Genomic DNA, 19,615 nt, shown 5'->3' on the forward strand with positions numbered 1-19,615 from the left:
GACGCCGACCACGGGGTTCCTGGCGTTCCGAGGCCCAGACCGAGAGGAACCTCGTGCTCGACGGGGAGGGACGCCGTGCTCGGCGGCCGAGCCGGTGTCGGCCGAGCGGGGGGCGGGCCCACGGTGGAGGTCAGGCGGGGTTGCAGCGCGCGGACATCGTGGCGAGGAGCCCGACGTCGGGCCGCCAGGGCTCGAGGTTCCACGTCGCCTTGTCCGGGGCGCCGACGGCGTGGCACACGAGCTGGTCGTGCATCGTCGGGGTGTCGGCCTCCGGCTCGGCCGCGACGACCTGCGCCCACACGAGCTCCCGGCCCGCCTGCCCCGCGGCGCGGGCCCACGCGGTCGGGTCGACGGCGAGCGACCGCCCGCCCTCGCGCTCGCCCCAGTCGGTGCTGCGCACCGCACGCGTTCCGAGCGGGACGACGACGTCCCACGCCGCGGCGTCGTCCGTCGTCGCGGTCTCGTCCGCGTCCTCGGCAGGAGCGCCCGGCGCGCCGGTCGCGCCCGCCGCCGTGCCCGCTGTCCCTACGAGCGCCACCTCTGCGCGGTGGGCGTCGACGAGCGCGACCCGGACGCGCGGGGTCCCGGGCGCGGGGGCGCCCGCCGTGGGGTCGGCGTCCGCGCCGTCGACCGCCCCGCTCTCTGCCTCGCTCGCCTCGCTCGCCCCGCTCGCGCCGTCCGCGCCCGGCGCGCCGTGCCGACCGACGACGCGCGGGGCGCCGAGCCCGCCGACGGGCGTGCCGCCGTCGTCCAGGACGGTGAGCGTGCCGTCCGCGTGGCGCGCGAGCGAGCCGCCCTCCACCGAGACCACGGCCGGGGCACCCGCGAGGGCGAGCGTGACGTCGGACGCACCCTCGGCGTCGGGCGCGACCCGGGGAGGCGTCGCCTCGCCCGACGTCGGCGGGGGCACGGCGATCTCGACCGTCGCGCTCCCCACGGGCACGCGGACGGCCGTGGGCTCGGCGTCGCCGCTCGGGTGGCCGCTCGGGTCGCCCGCCGCGCCGCCGTCCTCCGTGCTGGCGCCGGGACCGGGGGACGGGACGTGCGCCGGTGCGGATGTCACCGCGTCGGGGCCCGGTGACGGGGTGTCGGGCGTGCACGCGGCGAGCACGACCGGGACCAGGACGCCGACGGCGAGCGCGCCCAGCACCGTCGCCCCGCGCCGCCCGCCGGCCGCCCGGCGCGAGCGGGTCACGACGGCACGGGGAGCAGGCCGGCCGAGCGACGGGCCACGTCCACGAGGCCGACGCGGTCGAGCGCGTCGACCTCGTGGGGCGTGAACCAGCCGACGTCGTCGGTCGACTCGTCCTCCTCGACGCGGGTCTGCATGGACCCATCATGCGCGACGGCGGTCACCGCCCCGGGCCGTCGTCGTCGATGTCGTCCTCCAGACGGGACACGTCGGAGAACGCGATCGGACGGTGGCGCACCGAGCGGTTGTAGAGCCACGTGACGAACGAGAGCACGACCCCGAGGGCCACGAGCGCGCCCGCGATGACGTACTGCTCCTGCTGCTCGGCGCTGCGGGCCCACGGCCCGGCGAGGTACGCGCACGTCAGGGCGCCGAGCACCGCGAGCCAGGTGCGGGTACGGAAGTGCTCGTGGTCGACGCGGTCGCGGCGCAGCACGAGGAGCGCGATGTTGACGATCGTGAACACGACGAGCAGGAGCAGCGACGTCGTCCCGCCCAGCAGGGCGACCGCGTTGGTGCCCGCGGCGGTCCCGGACTGCCGCACGACGTACACGATGAGCGCGAACGCGATGGCCGTCGTCACGAGGATCGCGACCCACGGCGTGCGGCGGAACGGGTGCACCTGGCCGAACGCGCGCGGCAGCACGCCCTGGTTGGCCATGCCGTAGAGCAGGCGGGACGCCATGAGCATGTTGATGAGCGCCGAGTTCGCGACGGCGAACATCCCGATGAACGGGAAGATCGTGTCGAACGGGAGGTCGGGCGCGCCCGCCGCGACGACCTGGGTGAGCGCCGACCCCTTGGCGTCGTCCGTGAGGTCGCCCACGGGGACGAGCGCGACGGCGGTGATCGCGACGAGCACGTAGATCGCGCCCGTGATCGAGAGCCCGGTGAGCATCATGCGCGGGAAGTCCCGCACGGGGTTCTTGCACTCCTCCGCCATGTTCACGGAGTCCTCGAACCCGACCATCGCGAAGAACGCGAGCGTCGTCGCGGCGGTGACGGCGAGGAACACGCTCTTGTCGTCGGCGCTCTCGAACACGACGACGCGCGAGAAGTCGGCGCGGCCCTGGGTCGTCGCCCACAGCCCCACGAAGATGACGAGCAGCAGGCCGGACAGCTCGACGAGCGACAGCACGACGTTCGCCTTGACGCTCTCCCCGACCCCGCGCAGGTTGACGAGCGCGACGAGGGCCATGAAGGCGAGGGCGATGAGCAGGCGGCCGTCGCCGCCCGTCGGCAGCTCGAGCCCGAACCCGTCGGAGACGAAGCCCGCGAACGCGTTGGACGCCGTGGAGGCCGACGTGATCCCGGAGCTCATGACCATGAACGCGACGACGAACGTCACGAGGTGGATGCCGAACGCCTTGTGCGTGTAGAGCGCGGCGCCCGCCGCGCTCGGGTACTTCGTGACGAGCTCGAGGTAGGAGAACGCGGTGATCGTCGCGACGACGAACGCGAGCAGGAACGGCAGCCACGCCGCCCCGCCCACCTCCCCCGCGACCTGCCCGGTGAGCGCGTATATGCCCGTGCCGAGGATGTCCCCGACGATGAACAGGAGCAGCAGCCTGGGCCCCATGACGCGCTTGAGCTCGGGTTGCTGACGTTCCTCCGTGCGGCCCGCGGTCTCGCTCATGAGAGGCTCCCTCGCGTCTCGGACGTCCCGGACTCCCATGGAACCCCCGCGCGGGCGTCCTGTCAGCGCGAGCGCGCGCGTGTCGCGGTCGGGCCGCCGGTCGCGGTCGCGTCGGGGTGGTCGGGTGCGGGCGTCGGGCCCGCCGCGACGGAGGGCGCCACCGCGTCGGGACGGACGGCCGCCGCGCCCGGTGAGCGCTGCCGGCCGAGGACTCCCGTCGTCGTCGCGACGCCCAGCAGGAGCACGACGCCGCCCACCACCTCGGCCGCGTTCGGCACCTCGTCGAGCACGAGCCACGCGGCGAGCATCCCGACCGGGGGCACGAGCATCGTGAACGGCACGACCGCCGACGCCGGGTACCGCGCGAGGAGCGTGTTCCAGATCCCGTAGCCCACGAGGCTCGCGAGCCAGGCGGTGTACAGGGTCGACAGGACCGGCGCGAGCGTGAGGTGGGTGAGCGCGTGCCCGACGGCGTCCGGCCCGTCGAGCGCGAGCGACAGCCCGAGCATGGGGACCGGCACGACGAGCGCCGACCACACCGTCATCGACAGCCCCTCCAGCCCGGGCCGCGGGGAAGAACGCCGCCCCGCCGAGGCAGACCCCTGGTCGCGCGAGGTAGAGCCCAGGTCGCGCGAGGGAGAGCCCTGGGTGCGCGAGGTAGAGCCGTGGTCACGGCGGCTCCCGGCGCGTCGGGCGACGACGTTCCCGACCGCCCACGACGCCGCGGCGGCGAGCGTCACGACGAACGCGAGGGCGGGCGTCGAGGCGCTGCGGCCCACGCCGACGACGACGAGCCCCGCCGCCCCGACCAGCACGCCGACGAGCTGCGCGCGCGTCGGGACCTCGCGCAGCGCCGCGGCGGCGAACAGCACGGTGAGCCCGACCTGGGCCTGGAGCACGAGCGACGCGAGCCCTGCGGGCATGCCGAGCGCGAGCGCGGTGTACAGCAGGCCGAACTGTCCCAGGCTCATGAACGTGCCGACGAGCAGCACGTCCCGCCGCCGGGCGCGCGGCCGGGGGACGAGGAAGACCGCCGGGACCAGGACGACGAGGAAGCGCAGGGCGACGAACAGCGTCGGGGGCACGTCGCCGAGCCCGAGGTCGATGACGACGAAGTTCACGCCCCAGACGACGGCGACGAGGACGGCGAGGAGGGACGGGCGCAGCGGCATGGCATCGAGGGTGCGCCCAGCGAACCGTGCACGTCCAGCGCACAGTGATGAACGGTTCTCAGTAGCGATGCTTCCGATTAGCATCGGACGCATGATCGACCTCGCCGCCGTGGACGCCCTGCTCGCCGTCGAGCGCACCGGCACCGTGCACGCCGCGGCGCGCGACCTCGGGTACACGCCGTCCGCCGTCTCGCAGCAGGTGAAGCGCCTGGAGCGCGACCTCGGCGCGCGCCTGCTCGACCGCGAGGGGCGCGGCGTCGTGCTCACGGCCGCGGGGCGGCGCGTCGTCGAGGAGGGTCGCGCGCTGCGCGAGCAGGTCGAGTCGCTCCGGGCTCGCCTGCACGACGCCGGGGCGCGCCCCACGGGGACCGTGCGCCTCGGGTCGTTCTCGACGGCGGTGCGCGGCGTCGTCGCCCCGCTCCTCGCGCGGGTGCGCGACGACGTGCCGGACCTGCGCCTCGTCGTCGAGGAGACCGAGCCGTGGGACGCCGTCGCGGCCGTCGCGGCGGGCACCCTGGACCTCGCGCTCGTGCACCACTGGGAGGGCGTCGGCCTCGCGCTCCCGCCGAGCCTGCGCGCCGAGGAGCTGTTCCGCGACGAGGCGGACGTGCTCGTGCACGCGTCGAGCCCGCTCGCGGGGCGGGCCGCGCTCACGCCGTCGGACCTGCTCGACGAGACCTGGGTCTGCACGCCCGACGGCACCATCTGCTACGAGTGGTTCTGCCACATGTTCGCGCGCGAGCCGCGCGTCCCGCGCATCGACTTCCGGTGCCTCGAGTTCGCGTCGCAGGTCGAGGTCGTGGCCCAGGGCCTCGCCGTCGCGCTCGTGCCGCGTCTCGGGCGCGGCTCGCTGCCGACCGACGTCGTCGCCGTGCCCGTGCGCGAGCCCGTCCCGACCCGCCCGGTCACGGTCGTGTGGCGCGCGACCATGACCGACGCCCCGGCGGTGCGCTACCTGCGCGAACGCCTGCGCACCGCAGGAACTCGACACGGTCGCGGGCCGTTAGGAACCCCGAGCACACCTGCCGACGAAGGGGCACGATGACCGAGCACGCGCCGACCCGACGGGTCGCCGACCCGCGCACCGTGGCGATCGCGGGGCTGTCCACCGTGGCGTGGTACGCCGTGCCCGACGCCGTCCGCCCGCGCTGGGCGCGCGCGCTCGCCAAGACCGCGGTCGCGACGGCCGCCGTCGCGCTGACGTTCACCTCGACGACCGAGGGGACCGAGGCGCGCGAGGGCCTGCGCTCCCTGCGCGACGCCGCCCGCGACGCGGACGCGGGCGGGACGGACGTGACGCCCGGGACCACGACCGCCGACGGCGCCCCGCGGGAGGACAACACCTGGGCGACGGCCGACGACGACACCACGCCGGTGCCGGCCGGCGTCGCCGTCGCGGGCACGGCGGCCGGGCTCGCGCTCGCGACGACCCTCGTGGTCGTGGGGGAGAAGTGGGTCTACCGGCGCGGGGAGCGGCTGCGCGACCGCGGCGTGCGCCTGCCGCACACGCGCGTCGGGCTCGCGGTCGGCGCGTTGGCCGTGGCGCTCGCGGCGGCGGAGCCGCTCCTGTGGAACGCTGGGGAGCGCTGAGGCAGCGACACCCGGTCGGCACGCCGGGGTCCGCGCACCGTGCGGCCTCGGGGACCGGGAGGGGCCGACGATGATCGGGTTCGGGCTGGCGCTCGCGGGGGTCGCTGCGGCGATCCACGTGTACATCTTCGTCATGGAGTCGCTCACGTGGACGAGCGCCCGCACGCGCGCCACGTTCGGCACGTCGCCGGAGGAGGCGGCGGCCACGCGCGAGATGGCCTTCAACCAGGGGTTCTACAACCTGTTCCTCGCGGTGCTCGTCGTGCTCGGCATCGTCCTGTACGCGGCGGACCGGCAGGACGTCGGCCTGACGCTCGTGGTCGCGGGGGCCGGGTCGATGGTCGCGGCGGGGCTCGTGCTGATCCTGTCGTCGCCGTCGAAGGCGCGCGCGGCGCTCGTCCAGCTCGTGCCGCCCGCTCTCGGCGTGCTGGGCGTCGTGCTGGGGCTGACGCTCTGAGCCGTCCCGCGCCCCGCGGTGGCCGCGCTCGGAGTCGAGGTCGGGGTCGTGGTCAGCAGGACGCGGCGACGCGCATGGCGCTGAGCATCTCGAGGCGCGACAGGATGCGCTCGCGCTCGGCCTCGAGCTCGTCCCGGTAGCGTCCTTCCGCCGGCTCGACGGTCTCGACCGCCCCGTGGCCCACGTAGGAGCCGGTGCGCCGGGAGTAGCCGTTGAGCTGGCGCTCGACGAGCGTGAGCTCGTGGCCGAGCCGCTCCAGGTGCGGGTCGAGGAGGTCGCTGGTGGTGCTGCGCGCGGTGCCGGACGTCGGTTCGAGAAGGGTGGTCACCTCTCCATCGGAACCCGGAAACGGAGTTTCCGCACGGCGAGACGCTCGTCTCAGTTCTCGGCCGCCCGCGACACGAGACGCCCGGACGGCCTCTCCGCAGGCGCCGGTAGACTGGCCGCGCGCCGTCGTGCGCTCCCCGCTCAGCGCCCACCCGAGGGAAACGATGACCGCCCCCGCACCCCAGGCTTCCGCACGCTCCGAGGCTCGTCCCGCCGCGCCGACGCTCGACACCGTCGAGCGCGCCGCCGCCACGCCCGACGAGGTCCAGCCGTTCGCCGAGCTCGGCCTCAAGCCGGACGAGTACCAGCGCATCCGCGACATCCTGGGGCGCCGCCCCACGGCCGCGGAGCTCGCGATGTACTCCGTCATGTGGTCCGAGCACTGCTCGTACAAGTCCTCCAAGGTCCACCTGTCGAAGTTCGGCGCGGCGACCACCGACGAGATGAAGAAGCACCTGCTCGTCGGCATCGGCGAGAACGCGGGCGTCGTCGACATCGGTGACGGCTGGGCCGTGACGTTCAAGGTCGAGTCGCACAACCACCCGTCGTTCGTCGAGCCCTACCAGGGCGCCGCGACCGGCGTCGGCGGGATCGTGCGCGACATCATCTCCATGGGCGCGCGCCCCGTCGCCGTCATGGACCAGCTCCGCTTCGGCGCCGTCGACCACCCGGACACGGCGCGCGTCGTGCACGGCGTCGTGAGCGGCGTCGGCGGGTACGGCAACAGCCTCGGCCTGCCGAACATCGGCGGCGAGCTCGTCTTCGACTCCTCGTACCAGGGCAACCCCCTCGTCAACGCGCTGTGCCTCGGCGTGCTGCGCCACGAGGACATCCACCTCGCCAACGCCTCGGGCGTCGGCAACAAGGTCGTGCTGTTCGGCGCCCGCACGGGCGGCGACGGCATCGGCGGCGCCTCGATCCTCGCCTCGGAGACGTTCGAGGACGGCGTGCCCGCCAAGCGCCCGAGCGTCCAGGTGGGCGACCCCTTCATGGAGAAGGTCCTCATCGAGTGCTGCCTCGAGCTCTACGCGGCGCAGGTCGTGGAGGGCATCCAGGACCTCGGCGCCGCCGGCATCTCGTGCGCGACGTCGGAGCTCGCCTCGAACGGCGACGGCGGCATGCACGTGTGGCTCGACGACGTCCTGCTGCGCGACCCGACGCTCAACGCGGGCGAGATCCTCATGTCGGAGTCGCAGGAGCGCATGATGGCGGTCGTCGCGCCGGAGAAGCTCGACGAGTTCCTCGCCATCACCGCCAAGTGGGACGTCGAGACCGCCGTCATCGGCGAGGTCAACGACTCCGGGCGCCTGACGATCGACCACCACGGCGAGCGCATCGTCGACGTCGACCCGCGGACCGTCGCGCACGAGGGCCCGGTGTACCACCGCCCGTACGCGCGCCCGTCGTGGCAGGACGGGCTCAACGCCCGCACCGTGGACGCCGACGCTCTCGCCCGACCCGAGAGCTGCGACGAGCTCCGCGCGACGGCGCTGCGTCTCCTCGCGTCGCCGAACCTCGCGTCCAAGGAGTGGGTGACGAACCAGTACGACCGGTTCGTCCAGGGCAATACCGCGCTCGCGCAGCCCGACGACTCGGGCGTCGTCCGCGTCGACGAGAGCACGGGCCTCGGCGTCGCGCTCGCGACGGACGCGAACGGCCGCTACGGCAAGCTCGACCCGCGCACGGGCGCGCGCCTCGCGCTCGCCGAGGCGTACCGCAACGTCGCGACGACGGGCGCCCGCCCGCTCGCCGTGACCGACTGCCTCAACTTCGGCTCGCCCGAGGACCCCGACTCGATGTGGCAGCTCGTCGAGGCGATCGAGGGCCTCGCGGACGCGTGCCGCGAGCTCGGCGTCCCCGTGACGGGCGGCAACGTGTCGCTCTACAACGGCACCGGCGAGCCGGGCCAGATCGACTCCTCGATCCACCCGACCCCGGTCGTGGGCGTGCTCGGCGTGCTCGACGACGTCGCGCACGCCACGCCGTCGGGCTGGCGCGAGACGGGCGAGAGCATCTACCTCCTCGGCACCACGCGTGCGGAGCTCGACGGCTCGGCGTGGGCCGACGTCGAGCACGGCCACCTGGGCGGCGTGCCCCCGCAGGTCGACCTCGCGGCCGAGAAGGCGCTCGCCGGCGTGCTCGTCAACGCGAGCCGCGACGATCTCGTGTCGGCCGCGCACGACCTCTCCGAGGGCGGCCTCGCGCAGGCGCTCCTCGAGGCGTCGCTGCGGTTCGGCGTCGGGGCCACCGTGTCGCTCGACGCGCTGGCCGAGCGCGACGGCGTCACCCCGTTCGAGGCGCTGTTCTCCGAGTCGACGGCCCGCGCGCTCGTCGCGGTGCCCCGCGGCGAGGAGTCCAAGCTCGTCGACGCGTGCGTCGCGCGCGGCGTCCCCGTCCTGAAGATCGGCGAGACCGGCACGGAGCCCGGGCCCGCCGCCGAGTCCGGCGAGGCGCTCGAGGTCGCGGGCCTGTTCACCGTCCCGCTCAGCGAGGCGGACGCGGCCTTCCGCGGCACGCTGCCGGCCATCTTCGGCTGACACCCGCTCCACGGACGCCCCGGTCACCACGTGGTGACCGGGGCGTCGTCGTCCCGTCTCCCGGTCCAGCGCCCGGTCGAGCACGAGGTTGCCGTCGGCATGGACCCCAGAACGACGGCAACCTCGTGCTCGGCGGACGGGCGGGACGGGCGGGACGGGCGGGTGGGCGGGTTCGGTGGAGATCGCCGGCGGGCCGGTGGGGCGGGTCGCGGCGGCAGGGTGGGCGCTGCGAGAGTCCGGGCATGACCTCGGCCACCACGCGCCTCCCGCCCGCGCGCGTCACGACGCGGCGCCGACCGGGCGGGCGGCCCCTCACGGCCGTCCTCGCCACGGGTGCCGTCGCGGTGCTCCTCCTCACGCTCGTGCGCACGCTGCCCGACGACGCGTGGACGCCCGTCGCGCAGCTCGTCGGGTTCACGCCGTTCGTCGCCCTGGGCGCCGTCGTCGGGCTCGTGCTCACCCTGCTCGCGCGCCGGTGGCTGCTCGCGGCGCTGCTCGCCGTCTGCGTCACCGTCCAGGCGGTGTGGCTCGTCCCGGCGTTCGTGCCCGGCCCCGCCCCGCCCGACGACGCGGTGACGCTGCGCGTGATGGGTGCCAACACCTGGTACGGCGCGGCGGACGCGGACGCGCTCGTCGACCTCGTCCGCACCGAGCACGTGCAGGTGCTCGCCGTGCTGGAGCTCACGACGGACCTGCGCGAGCGGCTCGTCGCGGCGGGCATCGAGGACGTGCTGCCGTACAGCGCGGACGGCAAGGTCGGGCGCGGCGCCATGGGCAGCGGGCTGTGGAGCGCGCTGCCGCTCCGCGACGTCGACGTCGAGCCGTTCTCGAACGACGCGATGCCGTCGGCGACGGTGGAGGTCGACGGCGTGCCGGTGCGCGTCACCGCGGTGCACCCGATCCCGCCGATCCCGGAGTACGTCGACATCTGGCACGAGGAGACGGACGCCCTCGCCGAGCGCGCCCACGGCGACCCGCTGCCCCAGGTGCTCGTCGGGGACTTCAACTCCACCCACGACCACGCGACGTTCCGCCGGCTGCTGGGCGACCGGTTCCACGACGCGACGCGCGCCTCGGGCGGCGGGCTCGACCTGTCGTGGTCGCCGCGCCCCGGCGTCGTGCCGCCGGTGCTGAACCTCGACCACGTGGTGACCGACCGCGAGAACGTCGTGACCGACGTCGGCTCCCTGCACGTCGTGGGCAGCGACCACCGCGCGATCGTCGCGACGGTGCACGTGCCCCGCCCCTGACGACGGCGGACCCGGCGCCCCCGGCCGACGAGCGAGTGCGCTCGTCGACCCGTGGCGCCGGGTCCGGTGCGGGGGCTCCGCGGCGTCAGCCGCGCGCGGGCTCCGGCGCCGCCGGGTCCGGGGCGGTCGTGCCCGGGTCGCTGCCGTCGTCGGGCGCGGCGCCCTCGGCAGCCGGGTCGGCCGGCCCGTCGAGGTGGTGCGGGTGCCGACGCTCGAGCGCGGCGCCCTCCACGTCGACGTCGGGCAGGACGCGGTCGAGCCAGCGGGGGAGCCACCACGCCTTGTCGCCCACGAGGTGCATGAGCGCCGGGACGAGCAGCATCCGCACCACGAACGCGTCGACGAGCACGCCGAACGCGAGCGCGAACCCGATGGGCCGGATCATCGCGCTGTGCGAGAAGACGAACCCGCCGAAGACGGAGATCATGATGATCGCCGCGGCCGTCACCACGGCCCGGCCCGCGCGGACGCCCTGCACGATCGCGACGCGCGCGGGGGCGCCGTGCGCGTACGCCTCGCGCATCCCCGAGCCGAGGAAGAGCTGGTAGTCCATCGCGAGGCCGAAGAGGATGCCGACGAGGATCGTGGGCAGGAAGTTGAGGATCGGGCCCGGCGTCTCGACGCCGAACACCCCCGCGAGCCAGCCCCACTGGTAGATCGCGACGACCCCGCCGAGCGCGGCGAAGTACGACAGGATGAACCCGAGCGTCGCGACGACCGGCACGAAGATCGACCGGAACACGAGCACGAGGATGACGAGCGACAGCCCGACGACGACCGCGAGGTAGATCGGCAGGGCCTGCGCGAGCTTCTCCGAGATGTCGATGTTGCCGCTGGCCGAGCCCGCGACGCCGAGCGTCACGTCCCCGTCGAGCGGTTCGAGCGCGCGCAGTGCGTGCACGAGCTCCTCGGTCGACTCGCTCGTCGGACCCTCGGCCGGGATCACCTGGAACGCCGCGACCGTGCGGTCCTCGGACGTCCCGATCGGCGCGACGGCCACGACGTCGTCCTGCGCGAACAGCTCCTCGGCCACGCCCACCTGGTACTCGAGCGCCTCGGCCTCGGTCGGCTCGCCCGGGAGGTCGGCGACGACGAGCAGCGGCCCGTTCGTGCCCTCGCCGAACTCCTCGGCGATCGTCGAGTACGCGCGGTACTGCGTGGAGTCGTGCGCCTCGGACGAGCCGTCGGGCAGGTTGGTCCGCAGGTCGAGCGCGGGCAGGGCGATCACGCCGAGCGCGACGACGGCGAGCAGCGCCGTGCCCACTGCGCGCACGGTCGACATGGGCCGCACGGGCTCCGCGGCGGGCAGGCCGCCCGCGGTGCCCGGCTCCGACGCCGCGCTCCCGGCCAACGAGCCTGCCGCCGAGCCGGCGGCCGCACCGGTCGAGGCGACACCCGTCGACGCGGCGGGACCGGCGAGCGCGGCGCGCTCGCGGCGGCTGAGGATCCGCGGGCCGATCATGCCGAGCAGGGCCGGCGTGAGCGTGACGGCGATGAGCACGGCGATCGCGACGCACAGCGCACCGACGGTGCCCATGAGGCCGAGGAACGGGATGCCGGTGACGTTGAGCGCGAGCAGCGCGATGAGCACCGTCGCCCCGGCGAACACGACCGCGTTGCCCGACGTGCCGTTCGCGAGCGCGATCGACTCGTGCAGCTCGTCGCCCTGCTTGACCTGGCGCCGGTGCCGGTTGACGATGAACAGCGAGTAGTCGATCCCGACGGCGAGCCCCAGCATGAGGCCGAGGACCGGCGTCACCGACGACATCTCCACGACCCCGGACAGCGACATCGCGGCGAGCGCGCCGATCCCGACCCCGATGAGAGCCGTGAGGATCGGCAGGCCGGCGCCCACGAGCGTCCCGAGCATGACGACGAGCACGATCGCCGCGACGACGAGGCCGACGGCCTCGCCCACGCCGAACACCTGCGGCACGCCCTGGGCGATGTCGGACGAGAAGTCGGTCTGGACGCCGTCGACCGGGTCGTCGGCGAAGACGGCCACGAGGTCGTCCTTCGTCTGCTGGTCGATGCTCATGTTCGGCTCGGTGAACGTCACGTTCGCGACCGCCGCGCTCCCGTCCGTGGACACGAGCCGGATGTCGGACGCCATGTCGAGCAGGGGAGCGGAGAGCTCGAGCTGCGCGGACTGCTCCTCGAGCGTCGCGCTCTGGTCCTCTAGCGCGGTGACCTGCTGGTCGAGCGTCGCGGCCTGCGACTCGAGCGTGGCGCGGCCCGCGTCGAGCTCGGCCTGCTGCGCGTCGAGCTGCGGCGCGGCCTGCTCCAGCGCGCCCGCGGCCTCGGCCTGGGCGCGCGCCGTGTCGAGCTGGGCCTGGCCTGCGTCGAGCTGGGCGCGGGCGGTGTCGACCTGCTCCTGCGCGGCGGCGAGCTGCGCGCGGCCGTCCTCGATCTGCTCGCGTCCCGCGGCGATCTGGGTGCGGCCGTCCTCGATCTGCTTCCGTTGGTCGGCGAGCTCCTCCTGCGTCGCGAACGGGTCGACGACCGACGCGACGCCGTCGACCTCCTCCGCCGCGGCGAAGCGGTCCGCGATCGCCGCCTCCTGCGCGGGCGTGAACGGCGCGCCGTCCTCCGTCGCGAGGACGATCGTGCCGCTCCCGCCCGACGCCTCGGGCAGCGCGGTCTGGAGGCGCTCGGTGACGTCGGCGGTCGGGGTGCCGGGGATCGAGAAGCTGCTCGCGAGCGTGCCGCCGAACGCGACGAACGCCGCCCCGGCGAGCACGAGCACCGCGAGCCACGCAGCGAGGACGGTCCGCGCGCGGCGCGCGCACGCGCGGCCGAGGCGGTAGAGGAGTTCAGCCATGAGGATCCTTCGGTGGGAGTCCGGTCCGGGTCCGACGGGTGCGCCCGGGGTGGCGGGGGTGGCGTGGCGGGAGAGGTGGTCGCGGGGGCGGGGAGGGTGCGGGTCGCGTCAGGCCGGGTCCGCCCAGCCGGCGCGGATCCGTTCGACGAGGCGGTCGAGCAGGCCTGCCCAGACCTCGCGCGAGGCGTCGTCGTCGGCGGCACCGGTCTCGGCCCACCAGCGACGCTGGATGACGAGGACCCCGGCCATGAGCGCGCCCACGAGCATCTCGATCTCGAGCGGGTCGACGTCCGGGTGCCGGCGCGTGGTGGCCGCGACGAGGCGCTCGGCGAGGTGGGTGAAGGTGCGCACGACCATCGTCGTGACGCGCGGCGTGGGCTCGGTCGCGGTGCCGCCGAGGGCCCGCGTGAGGTAGGCCATGGGGCCGACGAGGTCCGTGCCGCGCAGCGCCGCGGTGACGTCGTCGAGGGGCGTGGGGCGGTCGGTGCCCGGCTCGGCCGCGCTCGCCCCGAGCGTCTCGACGACCGAGCCCAGCACGTCCTCGCAGACCTCGACGACGACGTCGTCGAGCGACGCGAAGTGGTTGAAGATCGTGCGGCGCGCGACGTCGGCCCGTGCCGCGAGCTCGTCGACGGTGAAGCGCGCACCGCCCTTCTCCTCCATGAGCGTCGCGGCGGCGGCGACGATCGCGCGGCGGTGGCGCGCGCGCAGGGCCGCGCGACGGTCGGGAGCCGCGGCGTCCGGAGCGGGGGCGTCCGGAGCGGGGGCGTCCGGAGCGGGGGCGTCCGGAGCGGGGGCGTCCGGAGCGGGGGCGTCCGGGCCGGGGCCGGCGAGGTCGGAGGCGTCCGTCGCGGGCGCGGTCGGGCGCTCGGGTCCGGGCAGGGGAGGCACCTCTTGACACTAGGTGCATCGATGCACTTGGTGCAAACAAGAGCGGTCGGCGCTCAAAGTTGACCGATCAGGTCCAGTATGTGGGAAGGTTCTGGCGGTGCGTTGACACCCTCCGTGCCCGCTCGTAAGTTCCCGCGCAACCGAGGTCCACGGACCTCGGCACAGGACATGGTCATGAGCTCCGACGCCAAGCCCCGGCTCGTCGGACGGCAACCCTCCCGCGCGGCGGGGTGCCCCGGGTGAGGACCAGGTCCCGCGACGCGCGACCCGCGCGGTGCGGGGCAACGACGCGGCGCCCGGCGACGGGCACGAAGGAGACGGACGATGGACCGGCGAGAGTCGAGCACCGCGGTGAGCACCCCGCACGCGCCGACGTGCCCCTGTCCGGTCCGCGGTGCGGCCGTCGTCTCCTGTCCGGTCGGCGCCCCCGCGCGCGTCACCTGTTGTCGCTGACGACGCCCCGCTCCTGACGCCGCGCGCGCCCGCGCGCACGCCGTGACGGGCCTCCCTCCGGCCTCCCCGGCCCCGCCCTGCCGCCCCGCGGCGGGGCGACCCTGCCCACCCCCTGGCACCCCGCCGCGCCCTGAGCGTGCGGTCGGCGCCTGTCCCAGAACGGATCCTCGCGATGCCCGACCCCCGCCCCGCCCGCCCCGCCCGCACCGTCCACCTGGGCGTCGACCTCACCGACGCCGGTGCGCACCCCGCCGCCTGGCGGACCGTGGGCTCCCAGGCCCGGCGCCTGTTCGACGCCAAGCGCCTCGTCGAGCTCGTCGCCACCGCCCAGCGCGGCCTGCTCGACCTCGTCACGCTCGACGACGCGTTCACCCTCCAGCCGGGCCGCAACGGGTCCGTGCGCGGCCGGCTCGACGCCGCGCTCGTCGCGTCCCGGCTCGCGCCGCGCAGCGCGGGCATCGGCCTCGTCCCGACCGTCACGACCACCCACACCGAGCCGTTCCACGTCTCCAAGGCGGTCGCGACGATCGACCACGTGAGCTCCGGCCGCGCGGGGTGGCAGGTCGGGTGGTCCACGACCCCGGCCGAGGCCGCGGCCTTCGGGCGCAAGGGCGCCCAGGACGAGCCCGACGCCGTCGCCGAGGCGGACGAGGCGGTCGACGTCGTCACGCGGCTCTGGGACTCGTGGGAGGACGACGCCGAGATCCGCGACGTCGCGACGGGCCGGTTCGTGGACCGCGAGAAGCTGCACCACGTCGACCACGAGGGCATCCGGTTCGCGGTCAAGGGGCCGTCGATCACCCCGCGCCCGCCGCAGGGCCAGCCGCCCGTCGTCGTGCGGGCAAGCACGCCGGCGTCGCTCGACCTCGCGGCCCGGCGGGCCGACGTCGTGCGGGTCCGCGCGGCGACGCGGGACGAGGCGGTCGCGCTGCGGGCGCAGGTGCGCGACGCCGCCGCGGGCGCCGGGCGCGACCCCGACGGGCTGCGGGTCCTCGTGGACGCGTACGTCGTCGTCGGGGACACGCGGGCGAGCGCCCAGGCGCGCCTCGACCTGCTCGAGGACCTCGAGGGCGTCTCGTGGGACACCGACTCGCTGACGCACGTCGGCACGGCGCGCGACCTCGCGGCGACGGTCGAGGAGTGGGCGCACGCCGGCGCCGCCGACGGCTTCCTGCTGCGGCCGTCGTCGCTGAGCACGGACCTGGACGCGATCGTCGACGGGGTCGTGCCGCTGCTCCAGGGCATGGGGCTGTTCCGCACCGCGTACCCGGGCACGACGCTGCGCGACACGCTCGGCCTCCCGCACCCCGCGAACCGCTACGCGGCGATCGCCTGAGCCCGGGCGGACCCGACATGAGCACCCGACCCCGCAAGCAGATCCACCTCGGCGCCCACTTCCCGGGCGTCAACAACACCACCGTGTGGAGCGACCCCCGCTCGCGCAGCCAGATCGACTTCGCGTCGTTCGAGCACCTCGCGCGCCGTGCCGAGGACGCGAGGCTCGACTTCTTCTTCCTCGCCGAGGGCCTGCGCCTGCGCGAGCACAAGGGCCGCATCCACGACCTCGACGTCGTCGGCCGCCCCGACACGCTGCCCGTCCTCGCCGCGCTCGCCGCCGTCACGGAGCGGCTCGGCCTCGCGGGCACGATCAACACGACGTTCAACGAGCCGTGGGAGCTCGCGAAGCAGTTCGCGACGCTCGACCTGCTCTCCGAGGGGCGCGCGGCGTGGAACCTCGTGACGAGCCCCGACGCCTTCACGGGCGCCAACTTCCGCCGCGGCGGCTACCTGCCCTACCCCGAGCGGTACGCGCGGGCGGCCGAGGTCGTCGAGGTCGCGCGCGCCCTGTGGGACTCGTGGGACGACGACGCCGTGCTGGCCGACCGGATCGCGGGCGAGTTCCTGCGGCCGGGTGCGGTGCGACCGGTCGCGCACCACGGGACGTACGCGGACGTCGTCGGGCTGTTCGAGACGCCGCGGGGCCCGCAGGGCCACCCCGTCCTGTTCCAGGCGGGCGACTCGGCCGACGGGCGCGACTTCGCCGCCGCGACCGCCGACGTCGTGTTCTCCGCGCACTCGACGTTCGACGCGGGGCGCGCGTTCTACGAGGACGTCAAGGGGCGGCTCGCGGCCCACGGGCGCGAGCGCGACTCCCTGAAGATCCTGCCCGCGACCGTCGTCGTGCTGGGCGACACGCCCGCCGAGGCGGAGGAGCGCGCCCGGGAGATCCGGCTCCAGCAGGTCTCGGGCCCGACGGCGATCGCGTTCCTCGAGCAGGTCTGGGGCCGCGACCTCGAGGCGTACGACCCCGAGGGTCCGCTGCCCGACGTCGACCCCGACACCGAGAACCTGTCGATCACGCGCGGCCGGGTGCGGCACGCGAAGGACCCGGCGGCGGTCGCCGCGGCGTGGCGCGAGCAGGCCGAGGCGAACGGGTGGTCGATCCGCGAGCTCGTCATCCAGGTGACGTCGCGCGGCGGGTTCGTCGGCACGCCGCAGCAGGTCGCGGACGACATCGACCGGCACGTCCAGGAGGACGCCTCCGACGGCTTCATCCTCGTGCCCCACCTCACGCCGGGCGGGCTCGACGACGTCTTCGACCAGGTCGTCCCGCTGCTCCAGGAGCGCGGCTCGTTCCGCACCGAGTACGCGGGCACGACCCTGCGCGAGCACCTCGGCCTCGCCCGCCCCGGCACGACGCGCGGCGACGGCGAGCCCACGACGGCGCACCCCGCCGAGCTCGTCGGCTGACCCTCGCAGCCCTCTCCCGCCACCACCCGCCCACCGCCCGTCACGAACCCCGGAGGACCCATGAGGACGAGCACACGCGAGGTCCGGTCCGTCGCCCTGCACGACCCGCTCGTGCGCCCGCTGCTCGACGAGCTCTCCCACGAGTACTGGACGCGGTACCAGCGCGTGCTCAGCGCCGAGGAGCTCCGCGCCGAGATGGAGCACTACCCCGCGCAGGACTTCGCGGCGCCGCACGGCGAGCTCGTGCTGGTGCTGGAGGACGGCGAGCCCGTCGCGGGCGGCGCGTTCCGCCGTCGGACCGAGCCGGAGCTCGGCGACCCGGCGCGCCTCGCCCGGCCGGCCGCGCGCCGCGCCGACGGGACGCCCGCCGTGCGCACCGCCGAGCTCAAGCGGATCTGGACGCACTCGGCGCACCGGCGCCGCGGGCTGGCGCGCCTCGTGCTCGTCGAGCTCGAGCGTCGCGCCGTCGAGCGCGGCTACCGGCGCGTGTACCTCACGACGGGCCCGCGCCAGCCCGAGGCCGCCGGCCTGTACCTCGCGACCGGTTACACGCCCCTGTTCGACACCGGGACCGATCCCGAGGAGATCGGCCCGCTCGCCTTCGAGAAGTGGTTGGAGGTCGCGCCATGAGCACCGTGTCGCTCCCGCAGGACGAGTCCCGGCAGCTCGCGCCGCCGTCGGGCCGGCACCCCGCCGACCCGCGCGGCGGCGTCGAGGACGCGCTGCCGCTCGAGAGCCTGCGCATCGTCCCCGCCCGGCACCCGGGCCGCTGGGTCGCGACGGCCGGCGTGGCCGTGCTGCTCGCCATGGTCGTCAGCTCGCTCGTGACGAACGACCGCTGGGAGTGGGGCGTCGTCGCGCAGTACCTCACCTGGCCCTCGATCCTCGAGGGCGCGTGGGCGACGATCCGGCTCACGCTCGTCGCGTCGGTCGTCGGGTTCGCGCTCGGCACCGTGCTCGCGCTCATGCGGCTGTCGCGCTCGCCGCTCCTGCAGTCGGTCTCGTGGACGTACACGTGGGTGTTCCGGTCCGTGCCGCTGCTGCTGCAGCTCCTGCTCTGGTACAACCTCGCCTACCTGTACCCGTACCTGAGCGTCGGCATCCCCTTCGGGCCCGAGTTCCTGTACTTCGACACGCTGTCCGTGATCGACAAGTTCTGGGCGGCGATCCTCGGCCTCGGGCTCCCGCAGGCCGCGTACTCGGCCGAGATCGTGCGCGCCGGGATCCTCTCGGTCGACCAGGGGCAGCAGGAGGCCGCCGCGTCGCTCGGCATCCCCAAGCGCCGCCAGGTGAGCCGCATCATCCTGCCGCAGGCGATGCGCTCCATCATCCCCACGGCGGTCAACGAGGTGATCGGGCTGCTCAAGGGCACGTCGATCGTCTACGTGCTGGCGTACGGCGAGCTGTTCTACATCGTCAGCGTCATCTACGGCCGCAACGGCCGCGTCGTGCCGTTGCTCATCGTCGCGTCGATCTGGTACCTCGTGCTCACCACGCTGATCACCGTCGTGCAGTACTACGTCGAGCGGCACTACGCGAAGGGCGCGGTGCGCACGCTGCCCCCGACCCCGCTGCAGAAGGCGCGGTGGACCGTGCTCGTCTGGGCCTCGCGGCTCTCCGGCCGCCCCGTGCCCGACGCCGTCCCGCCCGCGTACGCGGCTCGCGCCCGGGTGGGCGTCCTGACCCGCACGGCGCGCACGTCGGGAGGTGCGGCATGACCGCCGACGTCGCGACCGCCGGGCTCGTCGAGATCCACGGCGTCCACAAGAGCTTCGGCACGCTCGAGGTGCTGCGCGACGTGTCGCTCACCGTCCCGCCCGGGTCCGTGACGGTCGTGCTCGGCCCGTCCGGCTCCGGGAAGTCGACGCTGCTGCGCGCGATCAACCACCTGGAGAAGGTCGACAAGGGGTTCATCTCGATCGACGGCGAGCTCATCGGGTACCGCCGCAAGGGCAACACCCTGCGTGAGCTCAAGGAGCGCGAGATCCTCGGTCAGCGCACCCAGATCGGGTTCGTCTTCCAGAGCTTCAACCTCTTCCCGCACCTCACGGCGCTCGAGAACGTCGTCGAGGCGCCGGTCTCCGCGCAGCGCCGCCGTCGCGAGGACGTGGAGCCCGAGGCCCGCGCGCTGCTCGAGCGCGTCGGGCTCGCGGACAAGGCCGACGCGCGACCCCGCCAGCTCTCCGGCGGGCAGCAGCAGCGCGTCGCCATCGCCCGTGCGCTCGCGCTGCGGCCCAAGGTGCTCCTGTTCGACGAGCCCACCTCGGCGCTCGACCCGGAGCTCGTCGGGGAGGTGCTCGAGGTCATCAAGGACGTCGCGAGCACCGGCACGACGCTCGTCGTCGTCACGCACGAGATCGGCTTCGCCCGCGAGGTCGCCGACACCGTCGTGTTCATGGACGACGGCGTCGTCGTGGAGCAGGGCACGCCCGCCGAGGTGCTCGACCACCCGCGCCACGACCGCACCCGGACCTTCCTCCAGAAGGTCCTCTGAACCACCGACCTCCAGCGACGCCCACCGTCGTCACCCGCGACCGG

General features: G+C 74.8%; 17 protein-coding genes and 1 riboswitch. Of the genes, 10 read left to right on the top strand and 7 right to left on the bottom strand.

Going from position 1 to position 19,615, the window contains the following annotated elements; translation table 11 throughout:
• Nucleotides 1-130 precede the first annotated feature (130 nt).
• The 4 genes from ACZ4MO_RS02310 to ACZ4MO_RS02325 all read right to left on the bottom strand — a co-directional run bounded on the left by ACZ4MO_RS02310 (nt 131) and on the right by ACZ4MO_RS02325 (nt 4,000).
• Nucleotides 131-1,195, bottom strand: a complete 1,065-nt coding sequence (locus ACZ4MO_RS02310) for a DUF2599 domain-containing protein (RefSeq protein ID WP_255436937.1) — start codon at nt 1,193-1,195, stop codon at nt 131-133.
• Nucleotides 1,192-1,329: a hypothetical protein gene (locus ACZ4MO_RS02315; RefSeq protein ID WP_186810317.1), complete on the bottom strand. Its 138-nt coding sequence runs from the start codon at nt 1,327-1,329 to the stop codon at nt 1,192-1,194. The genes ACZ4MO_RS02310 and ACZ4MO_RS02315 overlap by 4 nt, the downstream gene beginning before the upstream one ends.
• 23 nt (nt 1,330-1,352) lie before the next feature.
• The gene (locus ACZ4MO_RS02320) at nt 1,353-2,828 is read right to left on the bottom strand and encodes an amino acid permease (RefSeq protein WP_175007525.1); all 1,476 of its coding nucleotides are present in this window, start codon (nt 2,826-2,828) and stop codon (nt 1,353-1,355) included.
• A gap of 62 nt (nt 2,829-2,890) precedes the next feature.
• Nucleotides 2,891-4,000, bottom strand: coding sequence for an EamA family transporter (locus ACZ4MO_RS02325; protein WP_175007526.1), 1,110 nt, complete (start codon nt 3,998-4,000; stop codon nt 2,891-2,893).
• Nucleotides 4,001-4,091: 91 nt separating this feature from the next.
• Between ACZ4MO_RS02325 and ACZ4MO_RS02330 the strand changes: the two genes are divergently transcribed.
• From ACZ4MO_RS02330 to ACZ4MO_RS02340, 3 genes are all read left to right on the top strand, one after another.
• A complete protein-coding gene (locus tag ACZ4MO_RS02330) occupies nt 4,092-5,045 on the top strand; it encodes a LysR substrate-binding domain-containing protein (RefSeq protein ID WP_175007527.1) in 954 nt (317 codons plus the stop codon).
• Nucleotides 5,042-5,590, top strand: coding sequence for a hypothetical protein (locus ACZ4MO_RS02335; RefSeq protein WP_175007528.1), 549 nt, complete (start codon nt 5,042-5,044; stop codon nt 5,588-5,590). The genes ACZ4MO_RS02330 and ACZ4MO_RS02335 overlap by 4 nt, the downstream gene beginning before the upstream one ends.
• 70 nt (nt 5,591-5,660) lie before the next feature.
• A complete protein-coding gene (locus tag ACZ4MO_RS02340) occupies nt 5,661-6,047 on the top strand; it encodes a DUF1304 domain-containing protein (RefSeq protein ID WP_074805433.1) in 387 nt (128 codons plus the stop codon).
• A gap of 52 nt (nt 6,048-6,099) precedes the next feature.
• Here ACZ4MO_RS02340 and ACZ4MO_RS02345 read toward each other — a convergent pair whose 3' ends face one another.
• On the bottom strand, nt 6,100-6,375 hold the full coding sequence (locus ACZ4MO_RS02345; RefSeq protein WP_074805434.1) for a hypothetical protein: 276 nt from the start codon (nt 6,373-6,375) through the stop codon (nt 6,100-6,102).
• Between the two features lie 163 nt (nt 6,376-6,538).
• Here ACZ4MO_RS02345 and purL point away from each other — a divergent pair, with 163 nt between their 5' ends.
• Nucleotides 6,539-8,911: a phosphoribosylformylglycinamidine synthase subunit PurL gene (gene purL / locus ACZ4MO_RS02350; RefSeq protein ID WP_175007529.1), complete on the top strand. Its 2,373-nt coding sequence runs from the start codon at nt 6,539-6,541 to the stop codon at nt 8,909-8,911.
• Between the two features lie 242 nt (nt 8,912-9,153).
• On the top strand, nt 9,154-10,161 hold the full coding sequence (locus ACZ4MO_RS02355; protein ID WP_175007530.1) for an endonuclease/exonuclease/phosphatase family protein: 1,008 nt from the start codon (nt 9,154-9,156) through the stop codon (nt 10,159-10,161).
• Nucleotides 10,162-10,246: 85 nt separating this feature from the next.
• On the opposite strand, the gene ACZ4MO_RS02360 is transcribed toward ACZ4MO_RS02355, so the two are convergent.
• Nucleotides 10,247-12,982, bottom strand: coding sequence for an MMPL family transporter (locus ACZ4MO_RS02360; protein WP_175007531.1), 2,736 nt, complete (start codon nt 12,980-12,982; stop codon nt 10,247-10,249).
• A gap of 108 nt (nt 12,983-13,090) precedes the next feature.
• On the bottom strand, nt 13,091-13,873 hold the full coding sequence (locus ACZ4MO_RS02365; RefSeq protein ID WP_255436938.1) for a TetR/AcrR family transcriptional regulator: 783 nt from the start codon (nt 13,871-13,873) through the stop codon (nt 13,091-13,093).
• A gap of 170 nt (nt 13,874-14,043) precedes the next feature.
• A riboswitch (SAM riboswitch) is annotated at nt 14,044-14,151 on the top strand.
• 347 nt (nt 14,152-14,498) lie between these two features.
• Here ACZ4MO_RS02365 and ACZ4MO_RS02370 point away from each other — a divergent pair.
• Genes ACZ4MO_RS02370 through ACZ4MO_RS02390 form a run of 5 tightly spaced genes read left to right on the top strand, consistent with a single transcriptional unit; the run spans nt 14,499 to nt 19,571 of the window.
• Nucleotides 14,499-15,662 (top strand): LLM class flavin-dependent oxidoreductase, encoded by a 1,164-nt coding sequence (locus tag ACZ4MO_RS02370; RefSeq protein WP_175007533.1) that lies wholly within the window; start codon nt 14,499-14,501, stop codon nt 15,660-15,662.
• A gap of 17 nt (nt 15,663-15,679) precedes the next feature.
• The gene (locus ACZ4MO_RS02375) at nt 15,680-17,077 is read left to right on the top strand and encodes an NtaA/DmoA family FMN-dependent monooxygenase (protein ID WP_175007534.1); all 1,398 of its coding nucleotides are present in this window, start codon (nt 15,680-15,682) and stop codon (nt 17,075-17,077) included.
• Nucleotides 17,078-17,137: 60 nt separating this feature from the next.
• Complete coding sequence (locus ACZ4MO_RS02380; protein ID WP_175007535.1) at nt 17,138-17,707, top strand: GNAT family N-acetyltransferase; 570 nt, start codon at nt 17,138-17,140, stop codon at nt 17,705-17,707.
• Nucleotides 17,704-18,795, top strand: coding sequence for an ABC transporter permease subunit (locus ACZ4MO_RS02385; RefSeq protein WP_175007536.1), 1,092 nt, complete (start codon nt 17,704-17,706; stop codon nt 18,793-18,795). Before ACZ4MO_RS02380 ends, ACZ4MO_RS02385 begins: the two co-directional genes overlap by 4 nt.
• Nucleotides 18,792-19,571, top strand: a complete 780-nt coding sequence (locus tag ACZ4MO_RS02390) for an ATP-binding cassette domain-containing protein (protein WP_175007537.1) — start codon at nt 18,792-18,794, stop codon at nt 19,569-19,571. The genes ACZ4MO_RS02385 and ACZ4MO_RS02390 overlap by 4 nt, the downstream gene beginning before the upstream one ends.
• Nucleotides 19,572-19,615: the final 44 nt, after the last annotated feature.

Source organism: Sphaerisporangium cinnabarinum, from assembly GCF_055567015.1.

What these genes read in the sequence shown, in the direction of transcription:
- ACZ4MO_RS02315 (WP_186810317.1), bottom strand. Translation starts at nt 1,329, where the DNA reads ATGCAGACCCGCGTCGAGGAGGACGAGTCGACCGACGACGTCGGCTGG.
- ACZ4MO_RS02320 (WP_175007525.1), bottom strand. Translation starts at nt 2,828, where the DNA reads ATGAGCGAGACCGCGGGCCGCACGGAGGAACGTCAGCAACCCGAGCTC.
- ACZ4MO_RS02325 (WP_175007526.1), bottom strand. Translation starts at nt 4,000, where the DNA reads ATGCCGCTGCGCCCGTCCCTCCTCGCCGTCCTCGTCGCCGTCGTCTGG.
- ACZ4MO_RS02330 (WP_175007527.1), top strand. Translation starts at nt 4,092, where the DNA reads ATGATCGACCTCGCCGCCGTGGACGCCCTGCTCGCCGTCGAGCGCACC.
- ACZ4MO_RS02335 (WP_175007528.1), top strand. Translation starts at nt 5,042, where the DNA reads ATGACCGAGCACGCGCCGACCCGACGGGTCGCCGACCCGCGCACCGTG.
- ACZ4MO_RS02340 (WP_074805433.1), top strand. Translation starts at nt 5,661, where the DNA reads ATGATCGGGTTCGGGCTGGCGCTCGCGGGGGTCGCTGCGGCGATCCAC.
- purL (WP_175007529.1), top strand. Translation starts at nt 6,539, where the DNA reads ATGACCGCCCCCGCACCCCAGGCTTCCGCACGCTCCGAGGCTCGTCCC.
- ACZ4MO_RS02355 (WP_175007530.1), top strand. Translation starts at nt 9,154, where the DNA reads ATGACCTCGGCCACCACGCGCCTCCCGCCCGCGCGCGTCACGACGCGG.
- ACZ4MO_RS02360 (WP_175007531.1), bottom strand. Translation starts at nt 12,982, where the DNA reads ATGGCTGAACTCCTCTACCGCCTCGGCCGCGCGTGCGCGCGCCGCGCG.
- ACZ4MO_RS02370 (WP_175007533.1), top strand. Translation starts at nt 14,499, where the DNA reads ATGCCCGACCCCCGCCCCGCCCGCCCCGCCCGCACCGTCCACCTGGGC.
- ACZ4MO_RS02375 (WP_175007534.1), top strand. Translation starts at nt 15,680, where the DNA reads ATGAGCACCCGACCCCGCAAGCAGATCCACCTCGGCGCCCACTTCCCG.
- ACZ4MO_RS02380 (WP_175007535.1), top strand. Translation starts at nt 17,138, where the DNA reads ATGAGGACGAGCACACGCGAGGTCCGGTCCGTCGCCCTGCACGACCCG.
- ACZ4MO_RS02385 (WP_175007536.1), top strand. Translation starts at nt 17,704, where the DNA reads ATGAGCACCGTGTCGCTCCCGCAGGACGAGTCCCGGCAGCTCGCGCCG.
- ACZ4MO_RS02390 (WP_175007537.1), top strand. Translation starts at nt 18,792, where the DNA reads ATGACCGCCGACGTCGCGACCGCCGGGCTCGTCGAGATCCACGGCGTC.